The 24183-nt window shown below is 60.6% G+C and carries 22 protein-coding genes; 18 read left to right on the top strand and 4 right to left on the bottom strand.

Features of this window, described 5'->3' with window-relative positions; all coding sequences use genetic code 11:
- Positions 1–6: 6 nt before the first annotated feature.
- Both BLQ41_RS27240 and BLQ41_RS27235 read right to left on the bottom strand, forming a co-directional pair.
- Positions 7–414, bottom strand: a complete 408-nt coding sequence (locus tag BLQ41_RS27240; RefSeq protein ID WP_010461909.1) for a PA2817 family protein — start codon at positions 412–414, stop codon at positions 7–9.
- Between the two features lie 77 nt (positions 415–491).
- Complete coding sequence (locus BLQ41_RS27235) at positions 492–2939, bottom strand: acyl-CoA dehydrogenase (protein ID WP_090186829.1); 2448 nt, start codon at positions 2937–2939, stop codon at positions 492–494.
- Between the two features lie 249 nt (positions 2940–3188).
- On the opposite strand from BLQ41_RS27235, the gene BLQ41_RS27230 reads away from it, so the two are divergent.
- The 4 genes from BLQ41_RS27230 (at position 3189) to BLQ41_RS27215 (ending at position 6356) form a co-directional block, all read left to right on the top strand.
- Positions 3189–3848 (top strand): transglutaminase-like domain-containing protein, encoded by a 660-nt coding sequence (locus BLQ41_RS27230; RefSeq protein ID WP_090186827.1) that lies wholly within the window; start codon positions 3189–3191, stop codon positions 3846–3848.
- A 43-nt stretch (positions 3849–3891) separates the two neighbouring features.
- Positions 3892–4515 (top strand): glutathione S-transferase family protein, encoded by a 624-nt coding sequence (locus tag BLQ41_RS27225; protein WP_090186825.1) that lies wholly within the window; start codon positions 3892–3894, stop codon positions 4513–4515.
- A gap of 132 nt (positions 4516–4647) precedes the next feature.
- The gene (locus tag BLQ41_RS27220) at positions 4648–5580 is read left to right on the top strand and encodes an ABC transporter ATP-binding protein (RefSeq protein WP_090186822.1); all 933 of its coding nucleotides are present in this window, start codon (positions 4648–4650) and stop codon (positions 5578–5580) included.
- Positions 5577–6356 carry an ABC transporter permease gene (locus BLQ41_RS27215; RefSeq protein ID WP_090186819.1) on the top strand — a complete coding sequence of 260 codons (780 nt, stop codon included), beginning with the start codon at positions 5577–5579 and terminating at the stop codon, positions 6354–6356. Before BLQ41_RS27220 ends, BLQ41_RS27215 begins: the two co-directional genes overlap by 4 nt.
- A gap of 68 nt (positions 6357–6424) precedes the next feature.
- Here the strand turns inward: BLQ41_RS27215 and BLQ41_RS27210 are convergent, their stop codons facing one another.
- Positions 6425–6940: a DUF2062 domain-containing protein gene (locus tag BLQ41_RS27210; RefSeq protein ID WP_090186817.1), complete on the bottom strand. Its 516-nt coding sequence runs from the start codon at positions 6938–6940 to the stop codon at positions 6425–6427.
- Between the two features lie 136 nt (positions 6941–7076).
- Here BLQ41_RS27210 and BLQ41_RS27205 point away from each other — a divergent pair, with 136 nt between their 5' ends.
- From BLQ41_RS27205 to BLQ41_RS27150, 12 genes are all read left to right on the top strand, one after another.
- Positions 7077–9311 carry a DNA internalization-related competence protein ComEC/Rec2 gene (locus tag BLQ41_RS27205; RefSeq protein ID WP_090186814.1) on the top strand — a complete coding sequence of 745 codons (2235 nt, stop codon included), beginning with the start codon at positions 7077–7079 and terminating at the stop codon, positions 9309–9311.
- Positions 9312–9409: 98 nt separating this feature from the next.
- A complete protein-coding gene (locus BLQ41_RS27200) occupies positions 9410–10048 on the top strand; it encodes a MotA/TolQ/ExbB proton channel family protein (RefSeq protein ID WP_167360509.1) in 639 nt (212 codons plus the stop codon).
- A complete protein-coding gene (locus BLQ41_RS27195; RefSeq protein WP_090186809.1) occupies positions 10045–10473 on the top strand; it encodes an ExbD/TolR family protein in 429 nt (142 codons plus the stop codon). The genes BLQ41_RS27200 and BLQ41_RS27195 overlap by 4 nt, the downstream gene beginning before the upstream one ends.
- On the top strand, positions 10473–11483 hold the full coding sequence (gene lpxK, locus BLQ41_RS27190) for a tetraacyldisaccharide 4'-kinase (RefSeq protein WP_090186805.1): 1011 nt from the start codon (positions 10473–10475) through the stop codon (positions 11481–11483). Before BLQ41_RS27195 ends, lpxK begins: the two co-directional genes overlap by 1 nt.
- Before the next feature lie 23 nt (positions 11484–11506).
- Positions 11507–11692 carry a Trm112 family protein gene (locus BLQ41_RS27185; protein ID WP_090186803.1) on the top strand — a complete coding sequence of 62 codons (186 nt, stop codon included), beginning with the start codon at positions 11507–11509 and terminating at the stop codon, positions 11690–11692.
- Positions 11689–12453: a 3-deoxy-manno-octulosonate cytidylyltransferase gene (gene kdsB, locus BLQ41_RS27180; RefSeq protein WP_090186800.1), complete on the top strand. Its 765-nt coding sequence runs from the start codon at positions 11689–11691 to the stop codon at positions 12451–12453. The genes BLQ41_RS27185 and kdsB overlap by 4 nt, the downstream gene beginning before the upstream one ends.
- Entirely contained in the window at positions 12453–12917 is a 465-nt protein-coding gene (locus BLQ41_RS27175; RefSeq protein ID WP_090186798.1) for a low molecular weight protein-tyrosine-phosphatase, read from the top strand. The genes kdsB and BLQ41_RS27175 overlap by 1 nt, the downstream gene beginning before the upstream one ends.
- On the top strand, positions 12914–13933 hold the full coding sequence (gene murB, locus BLQ41_RS27170) for a UDP-N-acetylmuramate dehydrogenase (RefSeq protein ID WP_090186795.1): 1020 nt from the start codon (positions 12914–12916) through the stop codon (positions 13931–13933). Before BLQ41_RS27175 ends, murB begins: the two co-directional genes overlap by 4 nt.
- Before the next feature lie 246 nt (positions 13934–14179).
- Positions 14180–14650 carry a (2Fe-2S)-binding protein gene (locus tag BLQ41_RS27165; protein WP_090186792.1) on the top strand — a complete coding sequence of 157 codons (471 nt, stop codon included), beginning with the start codon at positions 14180–14182 and terminating at the stop codon, positions 14648–14650.
- Positions 14647–16968 (top strand): xanthine dehydrogenase family protein molybdopterin-binding subunit, encoded by a 2322-nt coding sequence (locus tag BLQ41_RS27160; RefSeq protein WP_090186789.1) that lies wholly within the window; start codon positions 14647–14649, stop codon positions 16966–16968. The genes BLQ41_RS27165 and BLQ41_RS27160 overlap by 4 nt, the downstream gene beginning before the upstream one ends.
- Complete coding sequence (locus tag BLQ41_RS27155) at positions 16968–17951, top strand: XdhC family protein (protein ID WP_090186788.1); 984 nt, start codon at positions 16968–16970, stop codon at positions 17949–17951. Before BLQ41_RS27160 ends, BLQ41_RS27155 begins: the two co-directional genes overlap by 1 nt.
- Positions 17948–18538, top strand: a complete 591-nt coding sequence (locus tag BLQ41_RS27150) for a nucleotidyltransferase family protein (RefSeq protein ID WP_090186785.1) — start codon at positions 17948–17950, stop codon at positions 18536–18538. The genes BLQ41_RS27155 and BLQ41_RS27150 overlap by 4 nt, the downstream gene beginning before the upstream one ends.
- A gap of 99 nt (positions 18539–18637) precedes the next feature.
- Here BLQ41_RS27150 and rne read toward each other — a convergent pair whose 3' ends face one another.
- A complete protein-coding gene (gene rne / locus BLQ41_RS27145) occupies positions 18638–21868 on the bottom strand; it encodes a ribonuclease E (RefSeq protein ID WP_090186783.1) in 3231 nt (1076 codons plus the stop codon).
- Positions 21869–22568: 700 nt separating this feature from the next.
- Here rne and rluC point away from each other — a divergent pair.
- Positions 22569–23531: a 23S rRNA pseudouridine(955/2504/2580) synthase RluC gene (gene rluC / locus BLQ41_RS27140; protein ID WP_090186781.1), complete on the top strand. Its 963-nt coding sequence runs from the start codon at positions 22569–22571 to the stop codon at positions 23529–23531.
- A complete protein-coding gene (locus tag BLQ41_RS27135; protein WP_090186778.1) occupies positions 23518–24180 on the top strand; it encodes an HAD-IA family hydrolase in 663 nt (220 codons plus the stop codon). Before rluC ends, BLQ41_RS27135 begins: the two co-directional genes overlap by 14 nt.
- Positions 24181–24183 lie beyond the last annotated feature (3 nt).

Raw genomic sequence — 24183 nt, 5'->3', positions numbered from 1 at the left:
CGGGAATCAGTGCTTGGGCTCGTCGTTCGACATCGCCAGCAGCTGTTTTTCCTGGTTCCAGTCGAACGGTTCGTCGTTCTGCTCGGCTTCGAAACGACGTTCTTCCAGGGCCTGGTACAAGTCGATTTCATCATCGGGCATGTAATGCAGGCAGTCCCCGGCGAAGTACCACAGCAGGTCACGAGGGACCAGATGGGCAATTTGCGGGTAACGAGTGATCACCTGGCACAGAATGTCCTGGCCCAGGTATTGGCTTTCGATCGGGTCGACCGGCAGTAATGCACGCAGTTCGTCGAAGCGCTCCAGGAACAAGGCATGGCTTTCTTCGGGAACCTGTTCGGCCTCACCCACGGCGACCAGGATGCTACGCAAGTGGTCAAGCAAGACGAGATGATCGGCAACGACGTTGGACACGAGATAAGTCCTCAAGAGCAAAACGGGCGCGGGAGTATAAAGCCCCCGCGCCCATTTTTACATGATAGTCGACTTGATCAGCGGACCTTTCCTTCGGCCCGCGCCAGCTCTTCCTTGGCGAAATCATCGACGTCGATCACTTTGCGCCGCGCTACTTCGGCCTCACGCAGGGAGTGCGCCTCACCCGCCTGCAATACTCCGGCTTCCAGCGCCGCATCGATCGCGTGCTCCCCGGCAGCCGGTTTGACCTGGCCGCTTTTGAGCGCCACGTGCAGCTTTTTCTGCAACGGCTGGGCGGCGTTCAACAGGTTGCATGCATGTTGCAGCGCTCCGACGGCGTCATCGGCCGATTGCGGACGGTAGCAACCGGCCAGCAGCTCTTCGAGCGTCGGATCGCCCTTGGCCCGGCCAATCACTGCGGCCACTTCGGCAGCGAGTTTGTCCGACGGACCTTTGTGTCGACGACCCAGCGGGAACACGATAACGCGCAACAGGCAGCCCAGTACCTTGTTCGGGAAGTTGCTCAGCAACTCATCCAACGCTCGCTCCGACTGGCCAAGACTCTCTTCCATAGCCCAGGTAAACAGCGGCGCCATATGCTCCGGCGAGTCGAGGTCGTGGTAACGCTTGAGCGCGGCGGAGGCGAGGTACATGTTGCTGAGCACATCCCCAAGCCGTGCCGACAGGCGTTCGCGACGTTTCAGCTCACCGCCCAGCAGCATCATGCTCAAGTCCGCGAGCATGGCGAACGCGGCGGCCTGACGATTAAGGGCGCGGAAGTAACCCTGGCTGAGCTTGTTGCCTGGCGCGTGTTCTAAGTGCCCGAAGCCGAGGTTCAGCACCAGGGTGCTGGCGGCGTTGCCCACGGCAAAACCGATGTGCTTGAGCAGCAGGCCATCGAATTCGGTGAGGGCCTGGTCCTTGTCTTCACGACCGGCGAGGGCCATTTCCTTGAGCACGAACGGATGGCAGCGAATGGCACCCTGACCGAAGATCATCAGGTTGCGCGAGAGAATGTTGGCGCCTTCCACGGTGATGAAAATCGGCGCGCCATTCCAGCTGCGACCCAGGTAGTTGTTCGGGCCCATGATGATCGCCTTGCCGCCGTGAACATCCATGGCGTGGCTGATGCATTCGCGGCCGCGTTCGGTGAGGTGATACTTGAGAATCGCCGACAGCACCGACGGTTTCTCGCCGAGGTCGACTGCGTTGGCGGTCAGCATCCGCGCCGCGTCCATCATCCAGGCGTTGCCGCCGATACGCGCCATGGCTTCCTGAATGCCTTCGAACGCGGACAGTGGCACGTTGAATTGTTCGCGGACCTGCGCATATTGACCGGTCACCAGGCTGGTGAATTTGGCGGCGCCGGTGCCGACGGCCGGCAGGGAAATCGAGCGCCCGACCGACAGGCAGTTCATCAGCATCATCCAGCCCTTGCCGAGCATTTCCTGGCCACCGATGAGGAAGTCCAGCGGCACGAATACGTCTTTGCCAGAGTTCGGACCGTTCATGAATGCTGCACCCAGCGGCAGGTGGCGGCGGCCGATTTCAACACCGGCTGTGTCCGTCGGGATCAGCGCCAGGCTGATACCCAGGTCTTCCTTGTCGCCGAGTAAATGGTCCGGGTCATAGGCCTTGAAGGCCAGGCCGAGCAGGGTCGCCACCGGGCCCAGCGTGATGTAACGCTTTTCCCAATTGAGGCGCAGGCCGAGGGTTTCCTTGCCTTCCCATTCACCTTTGCAGATCACCCCGGTGTCGGGCATGGCACCGGCGTCGGAACCCGCCAGTGGACCGGTCAATGCGAAGCAGGGAATGTCGTCGCCGCGGGCCAGCCGTGGCAGGTAATGGTTGCGCTGTTCCTCAGTGCCGTAATGCAACAGCAGTTCGGCCGGGCCGAGGGAGTTGGGGACCATCACGGTGGACGCGAGGTCGCCGCTGCGGGTCGCCAGTTTCATCGCCACCTGGGAGTGGGCATAAGCTGAGAAGCCCTTGCCACCAAACTCCTTGGGGATGATCAGCGCGAAGAAACCGTTTTCCTTGATGTGAGCCCAGGCCTCGGCGGGCAAGTCCATGTCTTGTCCGATCTGCCAGTCTGTGACCATTGCGCAGAGCTCTTCGGTCGGACCGTCGATAAAGGCCTGTTCTTCTTCACTCAACTGCACCTTTGGATAAGACAGCAGTTTGTCCCAGTCCGGACGACCGCTGAACAGTTCGCCGTCCCACCACACCGTGCCGGCGTCTATTGCATCGCGTTCGGTCTGTGACATGGGCGGCAAGGTTTTCTGAAACCAGTTGAACAGCGGCGCGCTGAAGTATTTGCGACGCAGGTCGGGCAGCAACAACGGCGCCGCGACGGCAGCGATCAACACCCAGAGAACCAGCAGCAGCCAGCCAGGCGCGCGGCTGAAGGCACCCATCGCGACGACAAAGACCGCGACGATGCACAGGGCGGGCAGGGGGGCGATGCGGCGGTGCGCCAAATAGGCTATCCCGACAACCAGAACCAGTATCCACAACAGCAGCATATTTAATCCTCCGTGAACCAGGGCAAAACCAACCTTCAGAGCTTAGACGGCATCCGCAAAACAGGGTGGTCAGAGCGAGGTGATTGAATTCGTGGGAAATCATGGGTGAGTTTTGTAGGTTGGGTTGGCAACACGCCCGGTAATTCGTTCGTTTCCTACGCGGCTATACGCCCATGTTTGGCCGAAACGTCGTTATCTCTGTGCTGATGGTCTCGCTAGACTCGTGGCTTCCTCAAGGAGATTGTTCTCATGCGCGAGTACCTGACACCCGGTCGCTTCATCGATAGTGACCACCCGTCGGTGGTGGAGTTCGCCGAAAAACATCGCGGTGCAAGTCGCGACCCGCTCGAGCAGGCGATCAATCTCTATTACGCAGTCCGTGAAGCCGTGCGCTACAACCCCTACACCTTCAGTCGCGACCCGCAGACCTTGCGCGGCAGTCATGCGTTGGCAACCGGCGAGAGCTATTGCGTGCCCAAGGCCACGCTGCTGGCAGGGGCCGCGCGCCATTGCGGCATCCCGGCGCGTATCGGCCTGGCGGATGTGCGCAATCATTTGTCGACCCCACGTTTGCTCGAGTTGCTCAGGAGCGATGTGTTCGCCATGCACGGTTATACCGAGCTGTACCTGAACGATCGCTGGGTCAAAGCCACACCGGCCTTCAACCAGAAACTCTGTGAACTGTTCAATGTGGCGCCACTGGAGTTTGACGGGATCAACGACAGTGTTTTCCACCCTTTCAATCGCGATGGCGAACAGTTGATGGAGTACCTGGTCGACCACGGCCAGTTCACCGATGTGCCCGAAGCATTTTTTTTCGAGCACCTGGAAAAGTGCTATCCGCATCTGTTCAGCGACACACTGCCGGTGCTCCTGGGTGATATGCAGAGCGATTTGAGCCGCGCCTGATCCGGCGTATGCTGCCTGCGCATTCATCCATAAAGAGGCGGTCATGCTGAAGATCTGGGGTCGGAAAAATTCGTCGAATGTCAGAAAGCCATTGTGGGCCGCCGAAGAGCTGGGCCTGGCGTACGAGGCCATCGATGCGGGCGGGGCCTTTGGTGTGGTCGATACGCCAGAGTATCGCGCGATGAATCCCAACGGCCGCGTGCCGGTGATCGAGGACGACGGCTTTGTGCTGTGGGAATCCAACGCCATCGTGCGCTACCTGATGGCCCGGCATGCCAGCGACACGGCCTGGTATCCCGCGGATTTGAAAGCTCGGGCCTCGGCTGACAAGTGGATGGACTGGGCCACCTCAAGTTTCGCCGGCCCGTTTCGCACGGTGTTCTGGGGTGTGTTGCGCACGCCCAAGGATCAACAGGATTGGACCGCGATCAACGCCGCAATAAAAGAATGCGATGGCCTGCTGTCGATGGCCGACCAGACGCTGGCGGCCCAACCGTACCTGTCGGGTGACGCCATTGGCATGGGTGATATCCCGCTCGGCAGTTTCATTTATGCCTGGTTCGAGATGCCGATCGAGCGTGCGCCGCAACCCAATCTTGAAGCCTGGTACGCCCGTCTGAAGCAGCGGCCGGCGTATCGCAAAGCGGTCATGACCGCGTTGACTTAATAATCACTATCGACACACTTGACTGTACTTGTGGGGCGGCGACACGCACCATTGCGCTCATGCGCCGTGGTTGTTTTAGTCGCCGCCCGCCCTTATTTATCCCTTTCTTCCCTTCTTGGTGCGTAATCAGATATGAGTTCCGCTCTGTCCATCCGGCAGCTAACCAAAACCTACGGCAACGGTTTCCAGGCCTTGAGTGGTATCGATCTGGACGTCGCCGAAGGTGACTTTTTCGCCTTGCTCGGCCCCAACGGCGCGGGCAAATCCACGACCATCGGCATTCTCTCGACCCTGGTGAACAAGACCAGCGGCACGGTGAACATCTTCGGTCACGACCTGGACAAGAATCCTGCGCAGCTCAAGCGCTCCATCGGCGTGGTGCCCCAGGAATTCAACTTCAACCAGTTTGAAAAGACCTTCGATATCGTAGTAACGCAGGCCGGTTACTACGGCATCCCGCCGAAAATCGCCAAGGAACGCGCCGAGCAATACCTGACCCAACTCGGGTTGTGGGACAAGCGCGATGTGCCGTCTCGTTCACTGTCTGGCGGCATGAAGCGTCGATTGATGATCGCCCGTGCGCTGGTCCACGAACCACGCCTGCTGATCCTCGACGAACCGACGGCGGGTGTCGACATCGAACTGCGTCGCTCGATGTGGACCTTCCTCACTGAGCTGAACCAGAAAGGCATCACCATCATCCTCACCACGCACTACCTGGAAGAGGCTGAGCAGTTGTGCCGCAACATCGGCATCATCGACCACGGCACCATTGTCGAAAACACCAGCATGAAACAGTTGCTCAGCCAACTGCATGTGGAAACCTTCCTGCTCGACACCAAGAACACCCTGACCAGTGCACCGCAGTTGCTCGGCTACCCGACCCGTCTGCTGGATGGCCACACGCTGGAAGTCCAGGTCGACAAGGCCATGGGCATCACCGCGCTTTTTACCCAGTTGGCGCAGCAGAACATCGAAGTGCTGAGCCTGCGTAACAAAACCAATCGCCTTGAGGAGTTGTTCGTGTCCCTGGTGGAGAAAAATCTGTCGAAGGTGGCGGTATGAGTTCCGAGCTGCAGCCCAACCTCGTCGCCCTCAATACCATCGTTTACCGTGAAGTCCGGCGTTTTACCCGGATCTGGCCGCAGACTCTACTGCCGCCAGCCATCACCATGGTTTTGTACTTCGTGATCTTCGGCAATCTGATCGGCAAGCAGATTGGCGGCATGGGTGGCTTCACCTACATGGAGTACATCGTCCCGGGGTTGATCATGATGTCGGTGATCACCAACTCCTACGGCAACGTGGTGTCGAGTTTCTTCGGCAGCAAGTTCCAGCGTTCCATCGAGGAATTGATGGTCTCGCCGGTGTCGCCGCACACCATTCTGATCGGCTACACCCTCGGCGGCGTCCTGCGTGGCTTGATGGTCGGGGTCATCGTGACGATGCTGTCGCTGTTCTTCACCGATTTGCAGGTCCATCACCTGGGCGTGACCATTCTGGTCGTGGTGCTGACGGCAACGATCTTCTCGCTGTTGGGTTTCATCAACGCCGTGTTTGCACGCAACTTCGATGATATCTCGATCATCCCGACCTTCGTGCTGACACCGCTGACGTATCTGGGCGGGGTGTTTTACTCGATCAGCCTGCTGCCGCCGTTCTGGCAGACCGTGTCCCTGGCCAACCCGGTGCTGCACATGGTCAACGCCTTCCGTTACGGCATTCTTGGCGTATCGGATATCAAGATCAGCGTGGCGATTACCTTCATGCTGGTGGCGACCGTTGTGTTGTACGTCGGTTGTGCGCGGTTGCTGGTCAGTGGGCGCGGCATGCGTACCTGATCAAGACTGAGTCGCCCCTTTCGCGGGTAAAAAAAAACGGCCTCCCAAGCGGAGGCCGTTTTGCATTTCTACATCCGGTTTTTCTTGCGCCGCCTCCATTGCCGCGCAACCCACCAACGCCAATACAGCATGGTCAGGCAATAGGCGAGGGCTCCCAGCACCAGCCCTGTCACCACCGATCCCAGCAGGAACGGTTGCCACAGCGTCGATAGCTCACCGCTGATCCATTCCCAGGTCAACTCGTCCGGCAAATGCCTGGCGGGAACGTCCATCAACCACGCCCCGGTCTGATACGTGCAGAAAAACACCGCCGGCATGGTGATCGGGTTGGTCAGCCAGACCAGGCTCACGGCAATCGGCATGTTGCCGCGCACCATGATGGCGAGGACGGCGGCCACCAGCATCTGTAACGGAATCGGCAGAAAGGCCGCAAACAAACCCACCGCCATGGCACGAGCGACCGAGTGACGGTTGAGGTGCCAGAGGTTCGGGTCATGCAGCAGGGTGCCGAGAAAGCGTAAGGATTTGTGTTCCCTGATGCTGGTCGGGTCTGGCATGTAACGTTTGAATAAGCGCCGGGGCATAAGGCTTCTCGGTCGGTTAAGGCGGCAAGTATGTCTGGATTCCGTGAACGGCCCATTCAGACTTTGTGACAATTAATAACCGTGCCTGTGCGATCCACCCGCTATGCCTAGGAACGGGACTCTCAAGGACGGGCTTATGCGCACAGGGATGATGGCGCTGGCGATGGGTTTGCTGGCGTTGCGTTTTTTACCGGAATTACCGCCGGTCTGGATTTGGATGTTGCTGCCAGTGGTGGGGCTGATGCTGCTGCCGTTTCGCACTTACGCGTTGGCATTCTTTGTGTTCGGCTTCAGTTGGGCCTGCGCGAATGCGCAGTGGGCGCTGGATGATCGTCTGCCGCTGAAGCTTGATGGCGAGACTCGCTGGGTCGAAGGGCGGGTGACCGGGCTGCCGCAGAATGCTGACGGTGTGGTGCGTTTTGAACTGACTGACAGTCAATCGCGACGCACCCGGCTGCCCAGGCATTTACGCCTGGCCTGGTACGACGGCCCCGCCGTCAACGCCGGGGAACGGTGGCGTTTGGCAGTCAAATTGAAGCGTCCCGCCGGGCTGCTCAATCCGCATGCGTTCGACTATGACGCCTGGTTGCTGGCGCAACGCATCGGCGCCACCGGGACAGTCAAGGCCGGTCAAAAGCTTGCCGATGCTCAATGGGCCTGGCGCGACAACATTCGTCAACGCTTGCAGGCTGTGGATGCCCAAGGCCGAACGGGTGCGCTGACGGCCCTGGTGCTGGGGGATGGCGCCGGGCTGAGTCGTGAGGATTGGCAAGTTCTGCAAGACACCGGCACCGTGCATCTGTTGGTGATTTCCGGGCAACACATCGGATTGCTGGCGGGATTGGTGTATCTGCTGATCGCCGGGCTGGCCCGTTATGGCCTGTGGCCGAATCGTTTGCCCTGGCTGCCGTGGGCGTGCGCGCTGGCGTTCGCGGCTGCGCTCGGGTACGGGCTGCTGGCCGGTTTCGAGGTGCCGGTGCGGCGCGCGTGCGTGATGATCGGCCTGGTGCTGTTGTGGCGGTTGCGGTTTCGTCATCTCGGTGCCTGGTGGCCGTTATTGCTGGCGCTCGACGCGGTATTGCTGCTGGACCCGCTGGCCAGCTTGCAACCGGGTTTCTGGTTGTCTTTCGCCGCAGTGGCCGTGCTGATCTTCACCTTTGGTGGTCGGCTGGGCCCTTGGCGATGGTGGCAAACCTGGACCCGTGCGCAATGGCTGATCGCGATCGGTTTGTGTCCGTTGCTGCTGGTGCTGGGCTTACCGATCAGCATCAGCGGCCCGCTGGTCAACTTGCTGGCGGTGCCCTGGATCAGCCTGGTCGTGCTGCCTCCAGCCTTGCTGGGCACGCTGCTCTTGTCAGTGCCTTATGTGGGCGAGGGGCTGTTGTGGTTAGCGGGCGGTCTGATTGACTGGCTGTTCAAGGGACTGGCGTTGATGGCGGGCCGGTTGCCAGCGTGGGTGCCGGTAGCGATCCCTTGGTGGAGTTGGGCGCTTGGCACGCTGGGGGCCATTTTTCTCTTGCTGCCCAAAGGCGTGCCGATGCGGCCGCTGGGTTGGCCGCTGCTGTTGCTGCTGGTTTTTCCACCTCGAGAACTGCTGCCCGAAGGCATGGCCGAAATCTGGCAACTGGATGTCGGCCAAGGGTTGGCTATTCTCGTGCGCACGCGTCATCACACCTTGTTGTACGACACCGGCCCGCGTTTCGGCGATTTCGACCTGGGGGAGCGGGTGGTGCTGCCGTCGTTGCGCAAACTGGGGGTGAACGGGCTCGATCTGATGCTGATCAGTCACCCCGACGCCGATCACGCCGGCGGCGCACGAGCGGTGGCCAACGGATTGCCGGTGACCCGGGTCCTCAGTGGCGATCATCAGGCGCTGCCGGCCGAGTTACAGGCCGAAGCCTGTGAAAGCGGTCGGCAATGGACCTGGGACGGCGTGAACTTCCAGCTTTGGCAATGGGCATCCGCCAGCGACAGCAATCAGAAATCCTGCGTCTTGCAGATCGAAGCCAACGGTGAGCGATTGCTGTTGACCGGTGATATAGATGTCGCTGCCGAACGGGCGCTGCTCGACAGTCCCCTCGCCGTGCCCACCGATTGGCTGCAATCACCGCACCACGGCAGCCGCAGTTCGTCGTCAATGGCGCTACTGGCTGTGCTTGCGCCCCAAGCGGTGCTGATCTCCCGTGGCCAGGGCAATTCCTTTGGCCATCCGCATCCCACGGTCATGGCGCGCTATCAAAAACGTGGCATGGCGATCTATGACAGTGCCGACCACGGCGCCATTCGTCTGCAACTCGGCCGCTTCAAACCGCCCTGGTCGATGCGTCTGCAACGGCGTTTCTGGCGTGATTCGCCGCCGCTCGCTCAATAACCCGGAGTTATTACAGACCGACCGGATGCGACATCACGGTCTTCGGTGCATCCACCCCCTATGTTAGAGTGGCGCACTTTTTCGAGGGGACTGTCACTGTGTGGGAATTGGTCAAATCCGGCGGCTGGATGATGCTGCCGATCATTCTGAGTTCCATCGCGGCCATGGCAATCGTCGCCGAGCGTCTCTGGACCCTGCGTGCCAGCCGTGTAACCCCGGAGCATCTGCTCGGGCAGGTCTGGGTATGGATCAAGGACAAGCAACTCAATAAAGAAAAACTCAAGGAGCTGCGCGCCAACTCACCTCTGGGCGAGATCCTGGCGGCGGGCCTCGCCAACTCCAAACATGGTCGCGAGATCATGAAAGAGTGCATCGAAGAAGCCGCTGCGCGGGTGATTCACGAGCTCGAACGCTACATCAACGCGCTGGGCACCATCGCCGCCATGGCTCCGTTGCTGGGGTTGTTGGGCACGGTGCTGGGCATGATCGATATTTTCAGCGCTTTCATGGGCAACGGCATGGGCACCAACGCCGCCGTGCTGGCCGGGGGTATCTCCAAGGCCTTGATCACCACGGCCGCGGGCCTGATGGTCGGTATCCCGGCGGTATTCTTCCACCGTTTCCTGCAACGCCGGATCGATGAGCTGGTGGTGGGCATGGAGCAGGAAGCGATCAAGCTGGTCGAAGTTGTGCAGGGTGATCGTGACGTGGACCTGTCCGAGGGCAAAAAAGCGTGAAATTCCGCCGTAAACCGCGGGAAACGGTCGATATCAACCTCGCGTCGCTGATCGACGTGGTGTTTATCCTGCTGCTGTTTTTCGTCGTCACCACCACGTTTACTCGTGAAACCCAATTGCGCGTCGATCTGCCTGAAGCGGTCAGCGGCTCACCGGCCGAAGACCAGCAGGTCAAGCATCTGGACGTTGCCATCAATGCCGAGGGCGTGTTCTCGGTGAACAATCAGGTGCTGCAGAAAAACGATCTGGCGACCCTGATGGACGCGTTGCAAAAAGAATCCAATGGCGACACCAACCTGCCGTTGTCCATCAGCGCTGACGGCAAGACCCAGCATCAATCCGTTATCACCGCCATGGACGCTGCCGGCAAGCTTGGTTTCAGCCACTTGCGCATGACCACGGTCGAGGCGGCGCCCGCGCCCTGATGGCCATGTCCGATCGTTTGCTCGCCGCGTGGTACGAAGGTCATCCGGCCCTGAAGCTGTTACAGCCACTGGAGTGGCTGTATCGGCGCGTGGTCATGAACAAGCGCAAACGCTTTCTGGCGGGTGAGGGCGAGATCTATCAGCCGCCGGTGCCTTTGATCGTTGTCGGTAACATCACGGTCGGCGGCACCGGCAAGACTCCCCTTATTTTGTGGATGATCGAGCATTGCCAGCGCAGTGGCCTGCGGGTCGGCGTGGTCAGCCGGGGTTACGGCGCCAAACCGCCGCAGTTGCCGTGGCGCGTCGAGGCAGATCAAGGCGCCGAATTGGCCGGCGACGAGCCGCTGTTGATCGTCCAGCGCACCGGTGTGCCGTTGATGATCGACCCGGACCGCAGCAGCGCCGTCAAAGCCCTGCTGGCGAGCGAACCGCTGGACCTGATTCTCTCCGATGACGGTATGCAGCATTATCGCCTGGCTCGCGATCTTGAGCTGGTGCTGATCGACGCCGCGCGTGGCCTGGGTAATCGTCGTTGCCTGCCCGCCGGGCCGTTGCGCGAGCCGGTCGAGCGTCTGCAAAGCGTCGACGCGGTGCTGTACAACGGCGCTGCCAATGATCGCGAAGACGGTTTTGCCTTCCAGTTGCAACCCACCGAATTGATCAATCTGCACAGTGGTGAACGGCGTCCTCTGGACCATTTCCCCCAAGGCCAGGCGCTGCACGCCGTGGCCGGGATCGGCAATCCCCAGCGTTTCTTCAAAACCCTCGAAACGCTACACTGGCAGCCAGTCCCGCATGCATTTGCCGACCACGCTGAGTACAGCGTTCAGGCCTTGAATTTCACGCCGTCATTGCCATTGGTGATGACTGAGAAAGACGCGGTGAAGTGCCGTGCTTTCGCCGGGACCGACTGGTGGTACCTGGCGGTCGACGCCGCGCCATCGCCGGCCTTTGTGGCGTGGTTCGATACACAGCTGATGCGCCTGTTGCCGGATCGTCTTCTGCCTTAACCATTTTTTTCCAGGGAATGTTCATGGACACCAAATTGCTCGATATCCTCGCTTGCCCGGTCTGCAAAGGCCCACTCAAGCTCAGCGCCGACAAAACCGAGCTGATCAGCAAGGGCGCAGGTCTGGCCTATCCAATTCGTGACGGGATTCCGGTCATGCTCGAAACCGAAGCCCGCACCCTGACCACCGAAGAGCGCCTGGATAAATGACCACAGCCTTCACCGTTGTCATTCCATCGCGTTATGCCTCGACTCGCCTTCCGGGCAAACCGCTGCTGTTGATCGCCGGCAAGCCGATGATCCAGCACGTCTGGGAGCAGGCGAGCAAAAGCAGTGCCCAGCGTGTCGTGGTCGCGACGGATGATGCGCGTATCGTCGAGGCCTGCAACGCCTTTGGTGCAGAAGTGGTGCTGACGCGTGAAGACCACAATTCCGGCACCGACCGTCTGGCTGAAGTGGCGGAGAAACTGGGCCTGGCGCCTGACGCCATCGTGGTCAACGTCCAGGGTGACGAGCCGTTGATCCCGCCGAGCGTGATCGATCAGGTCGCAGCCAATCTGGCGGCGCACACTGAAGCGCGGATGGCCACGTTGGCCGAACCGATCGAAGACGTCGAAACCCTGTTCAATCCCAACGTGGTCAAGGTTGTCAGCGACCTCAATGGCCTGGCGCTGACCTTCAGCCGCGCCACGTTGCCGTGGGCCCGGGACGCGTTCGCCAACACCCGCGAGCAAATGCCGCAAGGCGTGCCCTATCGCCGCCACATCGGCATCTATGCCTACCGCGCCGGTTTCCTGCATGACTTCGTCAGCTGGGGCCCGTGCTGGCTGGAAAACACCGAATCCCTCGAACAGCTGCGTGCGCTGTGGCACGGCGTGCGAATTCACGTTGCCGATGCGCTGATCGCACCGCCGACCGGTGTCGATACCGTCGAAGACCTTGAGCGCGTTCGTCGCCTGCTGGAGGCCTGATGCGCGTTTTGTTCGTGTGCCTGGGCAACATCTGCCGGTCTCCCACGGCCGAAGGTGTACTGCGTCATAAACTGCGTGAAGCAGGGCTGGCCGATCAGATCGAAGTCGCTTCCGCCGGCACCGGCGACTGGCATGTCGGCAAGGCGCCGGACAAACGCAGCCAGGCGGCCGCAAAGCTGCGTGGTTACGACCTGTCCGCCCAGCGCGCCCAGCAAGTGACCCGTGCTGATTTCGCCGCCTACGACCTGATCCTGGCAATGGACAACAGCAACCTGCGCCACCTCAAGGCCCTGCAACCGGCCAAGGGCAAGGCCGAATTGGACCTGTTCCTACGGCGTTATCAATCGGAACTCGATGAAGTGCCGGATCCCTATTACGACGGCGACCAGGGTTTCGAACAGGTGCTGGACCTGATCGAGCGCGCCAGTGATCTGCTGGTAATTGAATTGAAGGGGCGGTTATGAGTTTGCAGGTTCAACCTCAGGTTTCGCTCAAGCCGTTCAATAGCTTTGGTGTCGACGTCAAGGCGCGGTTGTTTGCCGAGGTGCACAGCGATGCCGATGTGCGCGAAGCCCTGACATATGCGACAGCGCATGACGTACCGCTGCTGGTGATCGGCGGTGGCAGCAACCTGCTTCTGACGGCCGATATCCCGGCGCTGGTGCTGCGCATGGCCACGCGCGGGATTCGGATCCTAAGCGATGACGGCAACAAAGTTGTCATCGAAGCCGAGGCCGGCGAGCCCTGGCACCCGTTTGTGCAACACACCCTGGCGCAGGGTTTGGCGGGGCTTGAAAACCTCAGCTTGATCCCCGGCACCGTGGGCGCGGCACCGATGCAGAACATCGGCGCTTATGGTGTCGAGATCAAGGACGTTTTCGCCGGCTTGACTGCGCTGGATCGCCAGAGTGGCGAGCTGCGGGACTTCACCCTGGCGCAGTGCAACTTCGCCTATCGCGACAGCGTGTTCAAGCAGGAGCCGGGACGCTGGTTGATCCTGCGCGTGCGTTTCACCCTGGACCGTGCCGCACACCTGCATCTGGAATACGGCCCGGTTCGCCAGCGCCTGACCGAGCAAGGCATCGATCATCCGACCGCTACCGATGTCAGCCAGGCGATCTGCAGCATTCGCAACGAAAAACTCCCGGACCCGGCCGTGTTGGGCAATGCCGGCAGTTTTTTCAAGAACCCTCTGGTGTCGGCCGCATTGGTCGCACAGCTCAAGATCGAATACCCGGACCTGGTGGCCTACGCGCAGCCCGATGGGCAGATGAAACTGGCGGCGGGTTGGTTGATCGAGCGAGCGGGCTGGAAAGGCTTTCGAGACGGAGATGCCGGCGTGCATAAGTTGCAGGCGCTGGTGCTGGTCAACTACGGCAGCGCCACCGGCCTGCAATTGCTGAACCTGGCGCAGCACATTCAGAAAGACATTTCGGAGCGATTCAAGGTCGATCTGGAAATGGAGCCGAACCAGTATTGAAGCTAAGCTTCAATGACTGATTTCAGAGCCCTGCACACCTTCAAATGTGCAGGGCTTTTTTGTTAATGCTGAGTTAACTTAGCCACCTAACGATGCAAGCATTTGCTCCACCAAAGGCCCGATGCAGACCTGTCCGTCCGCATAAGAGAGCCTCATTAGCCTGAGTCGATCTGCGTGATTCCAACCGCCAACCCCAGGCGGCAGATTGCTCGACCCCATAACCTGAATAAATATGCGGGCGTGCCCATGATTACCCTGAAACTCAATGGTCAAGACCATCAACTCGACGTCACCGAGGACATGCCGCTGCTCTGGGCTATCCGCGATGTGGCCGGCTACAACGGCACCAAGTTCGGCTGCGGCATGGGCCTGTGCGGCGCCTGCACCATTCATATCGACGGCGCTCCGGCGCGCAGTTGCATCACGCCGATCGGTTCGGTGGTCGGCCAGAACGTCACTACTATCGATAACTTGCACGTCGACCCGGTCGGGCAAGTCGTGCAACAGGCCTGGCTCGACACTGCTGTGGCCCAATGTGGTTTCTGCCAGGGCGGGCAAATCATGTCGGCCACCGCGCTGCTAAAGACCCATCCAAACCCCAGCGACGAACAGATTGAAGAGGCGATGGTCGGCAATATTTGCCGCTGCGGCACGTATAACCGAATCAAGACCGCCATCCGCCAGGCATCCACTCACCTGAAGGAGGCCAAGGTATGAGCCAGTTGCCGAATGATTTTGCGCTGAGCAACCTCAGTCGCCGTGGTTTCCTTAAAGGCGTCGGTGCGACCGGTGCGTTGGTGCTGGTGGCAAGTTGGGGCTGGCAAGACGCTTTCGCCGAAGAAAAAGAGAAGAAATTCGGCGCCGACGGCATGCCCAATGGCTGGATCGACGATCCCAAGGTTTACGTCAGCATCGCCGCTGACGGCATGGTCACAGTCATCTGCAACCGTTCGGAAATGGGCCAGGGCGTGCGCACCAGCCTGACCATGGTGGTGGCCGATGAACTGGACGCCGACTGGGCGATGATGAAGGTGCAGCAGGCACCGGGCGACGAAGTGCGCTTCGGCAACCAGGACACCGACGGCTCGCGCAGCATGCGTCACTGGTACGAGCCGATGCGCCGCTGCGGTGCTGCCGCGCGGACCATGCTGGAGCAGGCTGCCGCCGATCAGTGGAAAGTCCCGGTCAGCGAGTGCCATGCGCAACTGCATAAAGTGGTTCACCAGCCCACCGGACGTGAACTGGGCTATGGCGCCCTGGCCGCCGCTGCCGGTGCGCTGGCCGTGCCGGCTCGCGACAGTCTGCGACTCAAGCAGCCATCTGAATTTCGCTACATCGGCAAAGAGGGCACCAAGGCCATCGACGGCGCCGACATCGTCAACGGTCGTGCCGTTTACGGTGCCGATGTGCATTTCGACGGCATGCTTTACGCCACGATAGCCCGTCCGGCGGTCTATGGCGGCAAGGTTAAATCCGTCGATTCCAGCGCCGCGCTGAAAGTCCCGGGGGTGATCAAGGTCATTCAGATCGAAGGCCGTCCGCTGCCGTCCGAATTCCAGCCATTGGGTGGTGTGGCCGTCGTGGCCAGCAACACCTGGGCCGCGATCAAGGGCCGCGAAGCACTGAAAATAGAGTGGGATGACGGTCCCAACGCCAGTTATGACTCGATTGCCTACCGCAAGGAACTGGAAGCCGCGTCCCTGCAACCCGGCAAAGTGGTGCGCAATACCGGCAACATCGACGAGGCCATGAAAGGCGCCAACAGCACCGTCGAAGCCTCCTACTACCTGCCACACTTGGCGCAGGCGCCAATGGAGCCGATGGTCGCCATCGCTCGCTTCAAGGATGGCGTGTGCGAAGCCTGGGGGCCGAGCCAGGCACCGCAAGTCACCCGCGAGCGCATCGGTGAACGCCTGGGCATTCCCTTCGATAACGTCACGTTTAACGTGACCTTGCTGGGTGGCGGTTTCGGTCGCAAGTCCAAACCGGATTTCATCATCGAAGCGGCCATTCTCGCCAAGGAATTCCCGGGCAAGGCTGTACGTGTGCAATGGACCCGTGAAGACGACATCCACTGTTCCTACTTCCACACGGTGTCGGCCGAATACCTGAAGGCCAGCCTGAACAAGGATGGCTTGCCTTCCGGTTGGCTGCATCGCACCGTCGCCCCGAGCATCACGGCGCTGTTCGCGCCGGGCATGAACCACGAAGCGGCGTTCGAGTTGGGCATGGGGTTCACCAACATGGCCTATGCCATTCCCAATGTGCGCCTGGAAAACCCGGAAGCCGCGATCCACACCCGGGTCGGCTGGTATCGCTCCGTATCGAACATTCCTCACGGCTTCGCGATTCAGAGCTTCGTCGATGAGCTGGCGCACAAGGCAAAGCAAGATCCGCTCAAGTACCAGATCAAATTGCTCGGTCCGGACCGCCAGATCGATCCGCGCACCTTGAGTGAAGAGTGGAACTACGGTGAGTCGCCCGAGCGTTATCCGATCGACACTGGCCGGATGCGCACGGTGCTGGAAACCGCGGCCAAGGCAGCCGGCTGGGGGCGTGAGTTGCCCAAGGGCCGAGGTTTGGGGCTGGCGGTGCATTACAGCTTTGTCACTTACGTGGCGGCGGTCATTGAGGTCGAGGTCAAGGACGACGGCACGTTGATCGTGCATAAAGCCGACATTGCCGTGGATTGCGGTCCGCAAATCAACCCGGAGCGGATTCGCTCGCAGTTGGAAGGCGCCTGCGTCATGGGCCTGGGCAATGCGGTGTTGGGGGAAATCAGCTTCAAGGACGGCAAGGTCCAGCAGGACAACTTCCACATGTACGAAGTGGCGCGCATGTCCCTGGCGCCGAAGGAAGTCGCCGTGCATCTGGTGACGCCTCCAGGCGTGGTGCCGCTGGGCGGTGTCGGTGAGCCAGGCGTGCCACCGATTGCGCCAGCGCTGTGCAACGCCATCTTCGCGGCGACCGGCAAGCGCATCCGTACTCTGCCGGTTCGCTTTCAGCTGCAGGGTTGGCAGAAGGCACAAGCCTGATGGACAGCGCAGATCTGAACGTCCTGCGCAGCGTCCTCGAATGGCGCCTTGCTGGTCAGCGGGTGGTGTTGTTCAGCGTGGTCCAGACCTGGGGCACCGCGCCCCGGGCGCCTGGCGCCATGCTGGCGTTGCGTGAAGACGGCGTGGTGATCGGTTCGGTGTCCGGCGGTTGTGTCGAGGATGATCTGATTGCGCGGTTGCACGACGGGCGGATTGCGACTGACGGGCCGCCCGTGCAATTGATCACCTACGGCGTCACCCGCGAGGAGGCTGCGCGGTTTGGTTTGCCGTGCGGCGGCACGTTGCGCCTGACCGAAGAGCGCGTGGGCGATCCGGGGTGGGTGGCCGAGTTGCTGGCGCGTTGCGAAGCCCATGAAATCGTCGCCCGTTCGCTCGATCTTGAAACGGGAGCAGTGGTTTTACAGCCGGCGACCAAGAGCGATGTGCTGACGTTTGATGGCAAGACGCTACGGGCCATCTACGGTCCTCGTTGGCGGTTATTGCTGATCGGCGCAGGGCAGCTATCCCGGTACGTCGCCGAAATGGCCCGATTGCTCGATTTCGAGGTGCTGATCTGCGATCCGCGCAGCGAGTTCGTCTACGGTTGGGAAGAGCAGCACGGGCGTTTTGTCCCGGGCATGCCGGATGACGCGGTGCTGACGATCCAGGCCGACGAACGCACGGCCATCGTCGCCCTGACCCACGATCCGCGTCTGGACGACATGGCGCTGCTGACGGCTCTGGATTCCAAGGCTTTCTATGTCGGTGCGCTGGGCTCGCGGGTCAACAGCCTCAAGCGTCGGGATAACCTGGCTCAGCTAGGCTTGTCACCACAGGCCATCGAACGGTTGCACGGTCCGATCGGTTTGCACATTGGCAGCCACAGTCCGGCGGAAATCGCCTTGTCGCTGCTGGCCGAAATTGTGGCGATCAAGAACGGCGTCGAACTCAAGCAGAAGAAGCCGTTGCAGGAGGTTGTATGAGTGAGCCCATCGGCATCATCGTCCTGGCGGCGGGGCAGGGCAGTCGTTTCAGGCAGGTGGCGGGGACGGACAAGGACAAGTTGCTGGCTGATTGCACGGGCCGTGACGGCGTGGTTCGCTCCGTCATCGAGCAAGTCCTGGTGAGCCTGCCTGCTTCGCTGGGGAAGCGAGTGCTGGTGACCACCGAAGATCGTCCCCAAGTGATACGCATGGCTCAGGCGTACGGCTTCGAGATCGTGGTGATCGAGCCTGCCGGGATGGGCGACAGCATTGCTGCCGGGGTGAAGGCGTGTCCGGAGCTGGGTGGCTGGCTGATTGTACTGGGGGATATGCCGTTTATTTTGCCGTCGAGTATTGATCAGGTGCTGACAGGAATTGCTGATGATTGCGTCAGCGTGCCGGTGCATGAAGGAAAGTTTGGGCATCCGGTGGGGTTTGGCCGCCGCTTTGGACCGGGGTTGATGGGGTTGTCCGGCGATCACGGTGCCAAGCCGCTGTTCGCGCAGGGCAGGGTGGTCGAGGTGGCGGTGGATGATCCCGGGGTGTTGTGGGATGTCGATGTCCCGGAGAAATTGCTCTTCAAGTAGCTTCAGCACAAATCCCCTGTGGGAGCGCGGTTATTTACAACGGGAATAAAAAAAGCCCCGCCTGGATTACCAGGCGGGGCTTTTTAGTGGCCGATGGAATCAGACGAGTGGTTTAGGCTCGTGTTCTTTTTCCAGGGCTTGTTGGTGTTGCTCTACCGCTTCCTGTACGGAGCGCGGTGCTTCTTCGATGACCGACTCGGCAACAGGTGCCGAGTCGACCACTTCAGCTGCAACCGGTGCAGGCTCGGAAACCGGAGCCGGAGCCACTTCAGCTGGAGCAGCAGCGGCAGCCAGTTCGGCTTCTTTCTTCAGGCGCTCTTCTTCACGCTTGCGACGACGCACTTCACGCGGGTCGTTAGGCGCACGGCCGCTCGGCGTCAGGGCGCTGACAGGGGCAGCTTCGACTTGCGGTGCAGCCACTTCAGCCACAACCGGCGCTTCCACGACCGGAGCAGGCTCGGCGGCAGCAACCACTGGCTCGGAGACTATCGCTTCAGCCACCGGGGCTTGCACAACAGGTGCTGGAGCTTCGACAGTTACCGGCTCGGCAACCCAGTTGAACGCGGTTTGTTCTTCGCGAACTTCACGGACAGCTTCGGTTACGGTTTCGCTGGAGGTTTCGACAGCTGGCTCGGCGGCAGACACTGGTTCGGCGACAGGTGCAGCTTCAACCACAGGCTGTGCTTCTTCGCGAACTGGAGCTACTTCGATTTCCGGTGCGGCGGTGGCTTCGACCGGAGTCGTTGCTTCAACCACTGGAGCTTCAACCGGAGCTGTTTCCAAAGTAACGGCAGTAGCGCGTTCGGCTTGCTCGTGGGCTTGTGCTTCAGCCGGCGCGCTGATCACGGTGCTGGCAACGGCTGCGGTAACAGCCAGGCCGGCGGCCAGATCGGAAGTGCTTGGCGCTTCGTTGCGGTCGGCAGCTTCGTTGCCTTCGCCAGACTCGGATTCTTCCGAACCTTCGATCACGTTGCCGTTGGCATCACGCTGACGCTCGCGACGGTTGCTGCGACGACGCTGACCACGGGAGCGGCGGCGTGGACGATCGCCTTCGGCGCCTTCCTGACCGTCTTCCTGCAGTTGCTCTTCGTTGGTCACCAATTCTTCTTCGGCGACGGCAGCAGCAGCTTGCTCGGCACGTGGCTGACGTTCTTCACGCGGTGGGCGTGGAGCGCGTTCTTCACGTGGCTGGCGAGCTGGACGCTCTTCAGTGGTAACGGCAGCAGTCGCGACAGCGGCAGCGGTAACTGGAGTGGCATCCAGCGGCTCGCGCAGTTCACGAACCGGACGCTCTTCGCGGTCGCCGCGTGGCTTGCGATCTTCGCGTGGAGCGCGCGGGGCACGTTCTTCGCGAGGGGCGCGTGGTGCGCGTTCTTCACGAGGCGCGCGTTCTTCGCGAGCAACAACAGGCGTTTCTTCACGAGCTTCACGTGGCTCACGTGGTGCGCGCTCTTCGCGTGGTGCACGTTCTTCACGAGGCTTGCGTTCTTCATCGCGGCGACCATTACGGTTGCGGCTCTGCTGACGACCGTTGCGACGCTCTTCGTTGCGGGCCGGACGCTCGGTGGTTGCTGGTTTTTCAACCACAACCGGAGCGACAGGCTCTTCCTTGGTCGCGAACAGGCTGACCAGCGACTTCACCAGACCCTTGAACAGGCTTGGCTCTGGCGCGACGGCCGGTGCAGCGACTGGTGCGGCAGCGACGACTTCGGTCGGAACCGGAGCGTTGGCGCGGGCCGGAGCGGTCTTGACCGCGGCTTCCTGGCGAACCAGGGTGCGGGTCGCGGCGGCTGGCTGGACTTCTTCGACTTCGGCAGCGGCAGCAGCGATTTCGTAGCTGGACTGGCCGACTGCGGCTTCCGGGCTGTCATCGCGCAGACGCTGAACTTCGAAGTGCGGCGTTTCGAGGTGATCGTTCGGCAGAATGACGATGCGAGCACGGGTGCGCAGTTCGATCTTGGTGATCGAGTTGCGTTTTTCGTTGAGCAGGAACGCAGCCACCGGGATCGGCACTTGGGCGCGAACTTCGGCGGTACGGTCTTTCAGGGCTTCTTCTTCGATCAGACGCAGGATCGCCAGCGACAGCGATTCAACGTCACGGATGATGCCGGTGCCGTTGCAACGCGGGCAGACGATGCCGCTGCTCTCGCCAAGCGATGGACGCAGGCGCTGACGGGACATTTCCAGCAGGCCGAAGCGCGAGATGCGACCGACTTGCACGCGAGCGCGGTCGGCTTCCAGGCATTCGCGGACTTTCTCTTCCACGGCACGCTGGTTCTTGGCAGGGGTCATGTCGATGAAGTCGATGACGATCAGGCCGCCGATGTCGCGCAAGCGCAACTGACGGGCGATTTCTTCGGCGGCTTCAAGGTTGGTCTGCAGGGCGGTTTCTTCGATGTCGCTGCCTTTGGTGGCGCGCGCCGAGTTGATGTCGATGGACACCAGGGCTTCGGTCGGATCGATAACGATGGAACCACCGGAAGGCAGTTCGACGACGCGCTGGAAAGCGGTCTCGATCTGGCTTTCGATCTGGAAACGGTTGAACAGCGGAACGCTGTCTTCGTACAGCTTGATCTTGCTGGCGTACTGCGGCATCACCTGACGGATGAAGGTCAGGGCTTCGTCCTGGGCTTCAACGCTGTCGATCAGCACTTCGCCGATGTCCTGGCGCAGGTAATCGCGGATGGCGCGGATGATCACGTTGCTTTCCTGATAGATCAGGAACGGCGCGGAGCGATCCAGCGAGGCTTCTTTGATGGCGGTCCACAGTTGCAGCAGGTAATCGAGGTCCCACTGCATTTCTTCGCTGCTGCGGCCAAGGCCGGCAGTGCGTACGATCAGACCCATGTCGGCCGGGGCAACCAGGCCATTCAGGGCTTCGCGCAGCTCGTTGCGCTCTTCACCTTCGATGCGACGGGAGATACCGCCGGCACGTGGGTTGTTCGGCATCAGCACCAGGTAACGACCGGCCAGGCTGATGAAAGTGGTCAGGGCGGCGCCCTTGTTGCCACGTTCTTCTTTTTCGACCTGAACGATGACTTCCTGGCCTTCGCTCAGGACGTCCTTGATGTTGACGCGGCCTTCAGGGGCTTTCTTGAAGTATTCGCGGGAGATTTCTTTGAGGGGCAGGAAGCCGTGGCGCTCAGAGCCGAAATCGACAAAGGCAGCCTCAAGGCTTGGTTCGATGCGAGTAATCCGGCCTTTATAGATGTTGGCCTTCTTCTGCTCGCGTGCACCGGATTCGATGTCCAGGTCGTAGAGGCGTTGGCCATCTACCAGTGCAACACGCAACTCTTCGGGTTGAGTTGCGTTAATCAGCATTCTTTTCATGTAGTACCGTCGGTTTCCGGGCTGCCGGAAACGGCGTTCGGCACACACGACTTCTCATGGTCGGTGTCAGGTGCGTCGGGAGTGGTTGGCCATTCCCGTGTCCAGCGATGTCTGGCCAATTGGGCCGTTATCGCGACGTACGCGTCCTGCTTGCTGTGGCTACTTAAGCACTCAGTCAGGAGGAGGAATCAACCAGCGGCTGTGGACGAGATGAAGCGTCTTGATAAAGCCTATTGCTACACAGTCCAGCGGTTGTGCATCTCCACCCTACACGTATCCCTGATAATTCGGGTGCTGCCGCGCGCAGAATCCGCAGCGGGTTGGCATTTACCGTGAGCTCCGAAGGGGGAGGTCACGCATCATGGCTAATTTAGGCGGTGTTTCCGAAGCCTTCGCTCGAGGTCGTTCGTCGCTGACTGCACTTTGTGAACTGGCCGTGAATATTGGCTCGCAAAGCGAGTGAAAACTCTGCTTTGTGGCTTGATTCAGGCCTCATGTCACCTGCGCTTGTTACAGCTGCAAACTCCACCGTTACGTAGCGAAAGCCCCGTAGGACGGCCTCGCGTCCTGGTGAATTGCGTTGGTCAGGGCCGGTTTTTGACCGTTAGTCCGCTGTCCAGGCCGCTTTTGGCGGCGTTCGCGACTATAGCAGCAATGATTAAGTGCTTCAATTCCATAAAAAATTGTTATCATCCGCGACATGACGACTACTGCCCCTTCGACCCCAGCCGTACAACTGCTGGAGGTCTCGCCGGAATATGCCGGCCAACGTATTGATAACTTCCTTCTCGCTCGGCTCAAAGGCGTGCCCAAGACTTTGATTTACCGCATTTTGCGCAAAGGCGAAGTGCGGGTGAACAAAGGTCGGATCAAGCCCGAATACAAGCTGCAGGCGGGCGATATCGTGCGCGTGCCGCCGGTTCGCGTGCCTGAGCGCGACGAGCCTGTACCGCTGGCCCAAGGCCTGCTGCAGCGCCTCGAAGCGTCGATTGTCTTCGAGGACAAGGCGCTGATCGTGATCAACAAGCCTGCCGGCATCGCTGTTCACGGTGGCAGCGGCCTGACTTACGGGGTGATCGAAGCCTTTCGTCAGTTGCGTCCCGATTGCAAGGAGCTCGAACTGGTTCACCGTCTCGACCGTGATACCTCCGGCCTGTTGATGATTGCCAAGAAGCGCAGCATGTTGCGCCACTTGCACACTGCCTTGCGCGGCGACGGTGTCGACAAGCGCTACATGGCGCTGGTTCGCGGTAACTGGGCGACATCGATCAAGCAGGTCCGCGCGTCGCTCGGCAAGAGCAACCTGCGCTCGGGCGAGCGCATGGTCGAGGTCGACGAGGAGGAGGGCAAGGAGTCTGTGACCGTATTCAAGGTCCTGCGTCGCTTCGGCGACTTTGCCACCATGGTCGAAGCCAGGCCGATCACCGGCCGGACTCACCAGATTCGCGTTCACACCTTGCACGCCGGGCACTGCATCGCGGGCGATACCAAGTATGGCGATGAAGCGTTCAGCAAGGAAATTCGCGACCTGGGCGGCAAACGCCTGTTCCTGCACGCCTACATGCTGACTGTGCCGCTGCCCGATGGTGGCGAACTGAAGTTGCAGGCGCCTGTCGATGAAATGTGGGCCAAGACCGTGGAGCGCCTGAGTGCACCCCTCTGATTACAGGCTGCTGATATTCGATTGGGACGGCACGCTCGCTGACTCCATTGGTCGGATTGTCGAGGCGATGCATGTCGCCTCCGAGCGATCCGGATTTCAGTTGCGCGATGATTTTGCCGTCAAAGGCATTATCGGCCTGGGCTTGCCCGAGGCCATTCGCACCTTATATCCCGATATTGGCGATGCCGAACTCGTGGCGTTCCGTCAGCACTATGCCGATCATTACATCGCCTCCGAAGCCGTGCCTTCACCGCTGTTCGAGGGGGTTGTTGAGTCGATGGAGGCGTTTCGCGCCGAGGGTTATCATTTGGCCGTGGCAACGGGCAAGGCGCGTCGCGGGCTGGATCGGGTGCTCAAGTCTCATGGTTGGGAAGATTATTTCGATATCACCCGCGCCGCTGACGAAACCGCCAGCAAGCCTCATCCGCTGATGCTCGAGCAGATTCTGGCGCATTGCAACGTCCGCCCCGAGCAGGCGTTGATGGTCGGCGATTCTTCGTTTGATCTGCAGATGGCGCGCAACGCCGGCATGGATTCGGTGGCGGTCAGCTATGGCGCGCAATCGATCGAGGCGCTGAAGTTGTTCGAGCCGGCACTGGCCATTGACCATTTTTCAGAATTGCATGCCTGGCTGGGACAGCGGGCTTAATCG

The organism is Pseudomonas arsenicoxydans (genome assembly GCF_900103875.1).
In the GTDB taxonomy this organism is placed as follows: Bacteria; Pseudomonadota; Gammaproteobacteria; order Pseudomonadales; family Pseudomonadaceae; genus Aquipseudomonas; species Aquipseudomonas arsenicoxydans.
This window is presented reverse-complemented; position numbering and strand designations above follow the sequence as displayed.

What these genes read in the sequence shown, in the direction of transcription:
- BLQ41_RS27235 (WP_090186829.1), bottom strand. Translation starts at nt 2,939, where the DNA reads ATGCTGCTGTTGTGGATACTGGTTCTGGTTGTCGGGATAGCCTATTTG.
- BLQ41_RS27230 (WP_090186827.1), top strand. Translation starts at nt 3,189, where the DNA reads ATGCGCGAGTACCTGACACCCGGTCGCTTCATCGATAGTGACCACCCG.
- BLQ41_RS27225 (WP_090186825.1), top strand. Translation starts at nt 3,892, where the DNA reads ATGCTGAAGATCTGGGGTCGGAAAAATTCGTCGAATGTCAGAAAGCCA.
- BLQ41_RS27220 (WP_090186822.1), top strand. Translation starts at nt 4,648, where the DNA reads ATGAGTTCCGCTCTGTCCATCCGGCAGCTAACCAAAACCTACGGCAAC.
- BLQ41_RS27215 (WP_090186819.1), top strand. Translation starts at nt 5,577, where the DNA reads ATGAGTTCCGAGCTGCAGCCCAACCTCGTCGCCCTCAATACCATCGTT.
- BLQ41_RS27210 (WP_090186817.1), bottom strand. Translation starts at nt 6,940, where the DNA reads ATGCCCCGGCGCTTATTCAAACGTTACATGCCAGACCCGACCAGCATC.
- BLQ41_RS27205 (WP_090186814.1), top strand. Translation starts at nt 7,077, where the DNA reads ATGCGCACAGGGATGATGGCGCTGGCGATGGGTTTGCTGGCGTTGCGT.
- lpxK (WP_090186805.1), top strand. Translation starts at nt 10,473, where the DNA reads ATGGCCATGTCCGATCGTTTGCTCGCCGCGTGGTACGAAGGTCATCCG.
- BLQ41_RS27185 (WP_090186803.1), top strand. Translation starts at nt 11,507, where the DNA reads ATGGACACCAAATTGCTCGATATCCTCGCTTGCCCGGTCTGCAAAGGC.
- kdsB (WP_090186800.1), top strand. Translation starts at nt 11,689, where the DNA reads ATGACCACAGCCTTCACCGTTGTCATTCCATCGCGTTATGCCTCGACT.
- BLQ41_RS27175 (WP_090186798.1), top strand. Translation starts at nt 12,453, where the DNA reads ATGCGCGTTTTGTTCGTGTGCCTGGGCAACATCTGCCGGTCTCCCACG.
- murB (WP_090186795.1), top strand. Translation starts at nt 12,914, where the DNA reads ATGAGTTTGCAGGTTCAACCTCAGGTTTCGCTCAAGCCGTTCAATAGC.
- BLQ41_RS27165 (WP_090186792.1), top strand. Translation starts at nt 14,180, where the DNA reads ATGATTACCCTGAAACTCAATGGTCAAGACCATCAACTCGACGTCACC.
- BLQ41_RS27160 (WP_090186789.1), top strand. Translation starts at nt 14,647, where the DNA reads ATGAGCCAGTTGCCGAATGATTTTGCGCTGAGCAACCTCAGTCGCCGT.
- BLQ41_RS27155 (WP_090186788.1), top strand. Translation starts at nt 16,968, where the DNA reads ATGGACAGCGCAGATCTGAACGTCCTGCGCAGCGTCCTCGAATGGCGC.
- BLQ41_RS27150 (WP_090186785.1), top strand. Translation starts at nt 17,948, where the DNA reads ATGAGTGAGCCCATCGGCATCATCGTCCTGGCGGCGGGGCAGGGCAGT.
- rne (WP_090186783.1), bottom strand. Translation starts at nt 21,868, where the DNA reads ATGAAAAGAATGCTGATTAACGCAACTCAACCCGAAGAGTTGCGTGTT.
- rluC (WP_090186781.1), top strand. Translation starts at nt 22,569, where the DNA reads ATGACGACTACTGCCCCTTCGACCCCAGCCGTACAACTGCTGGAGGTC.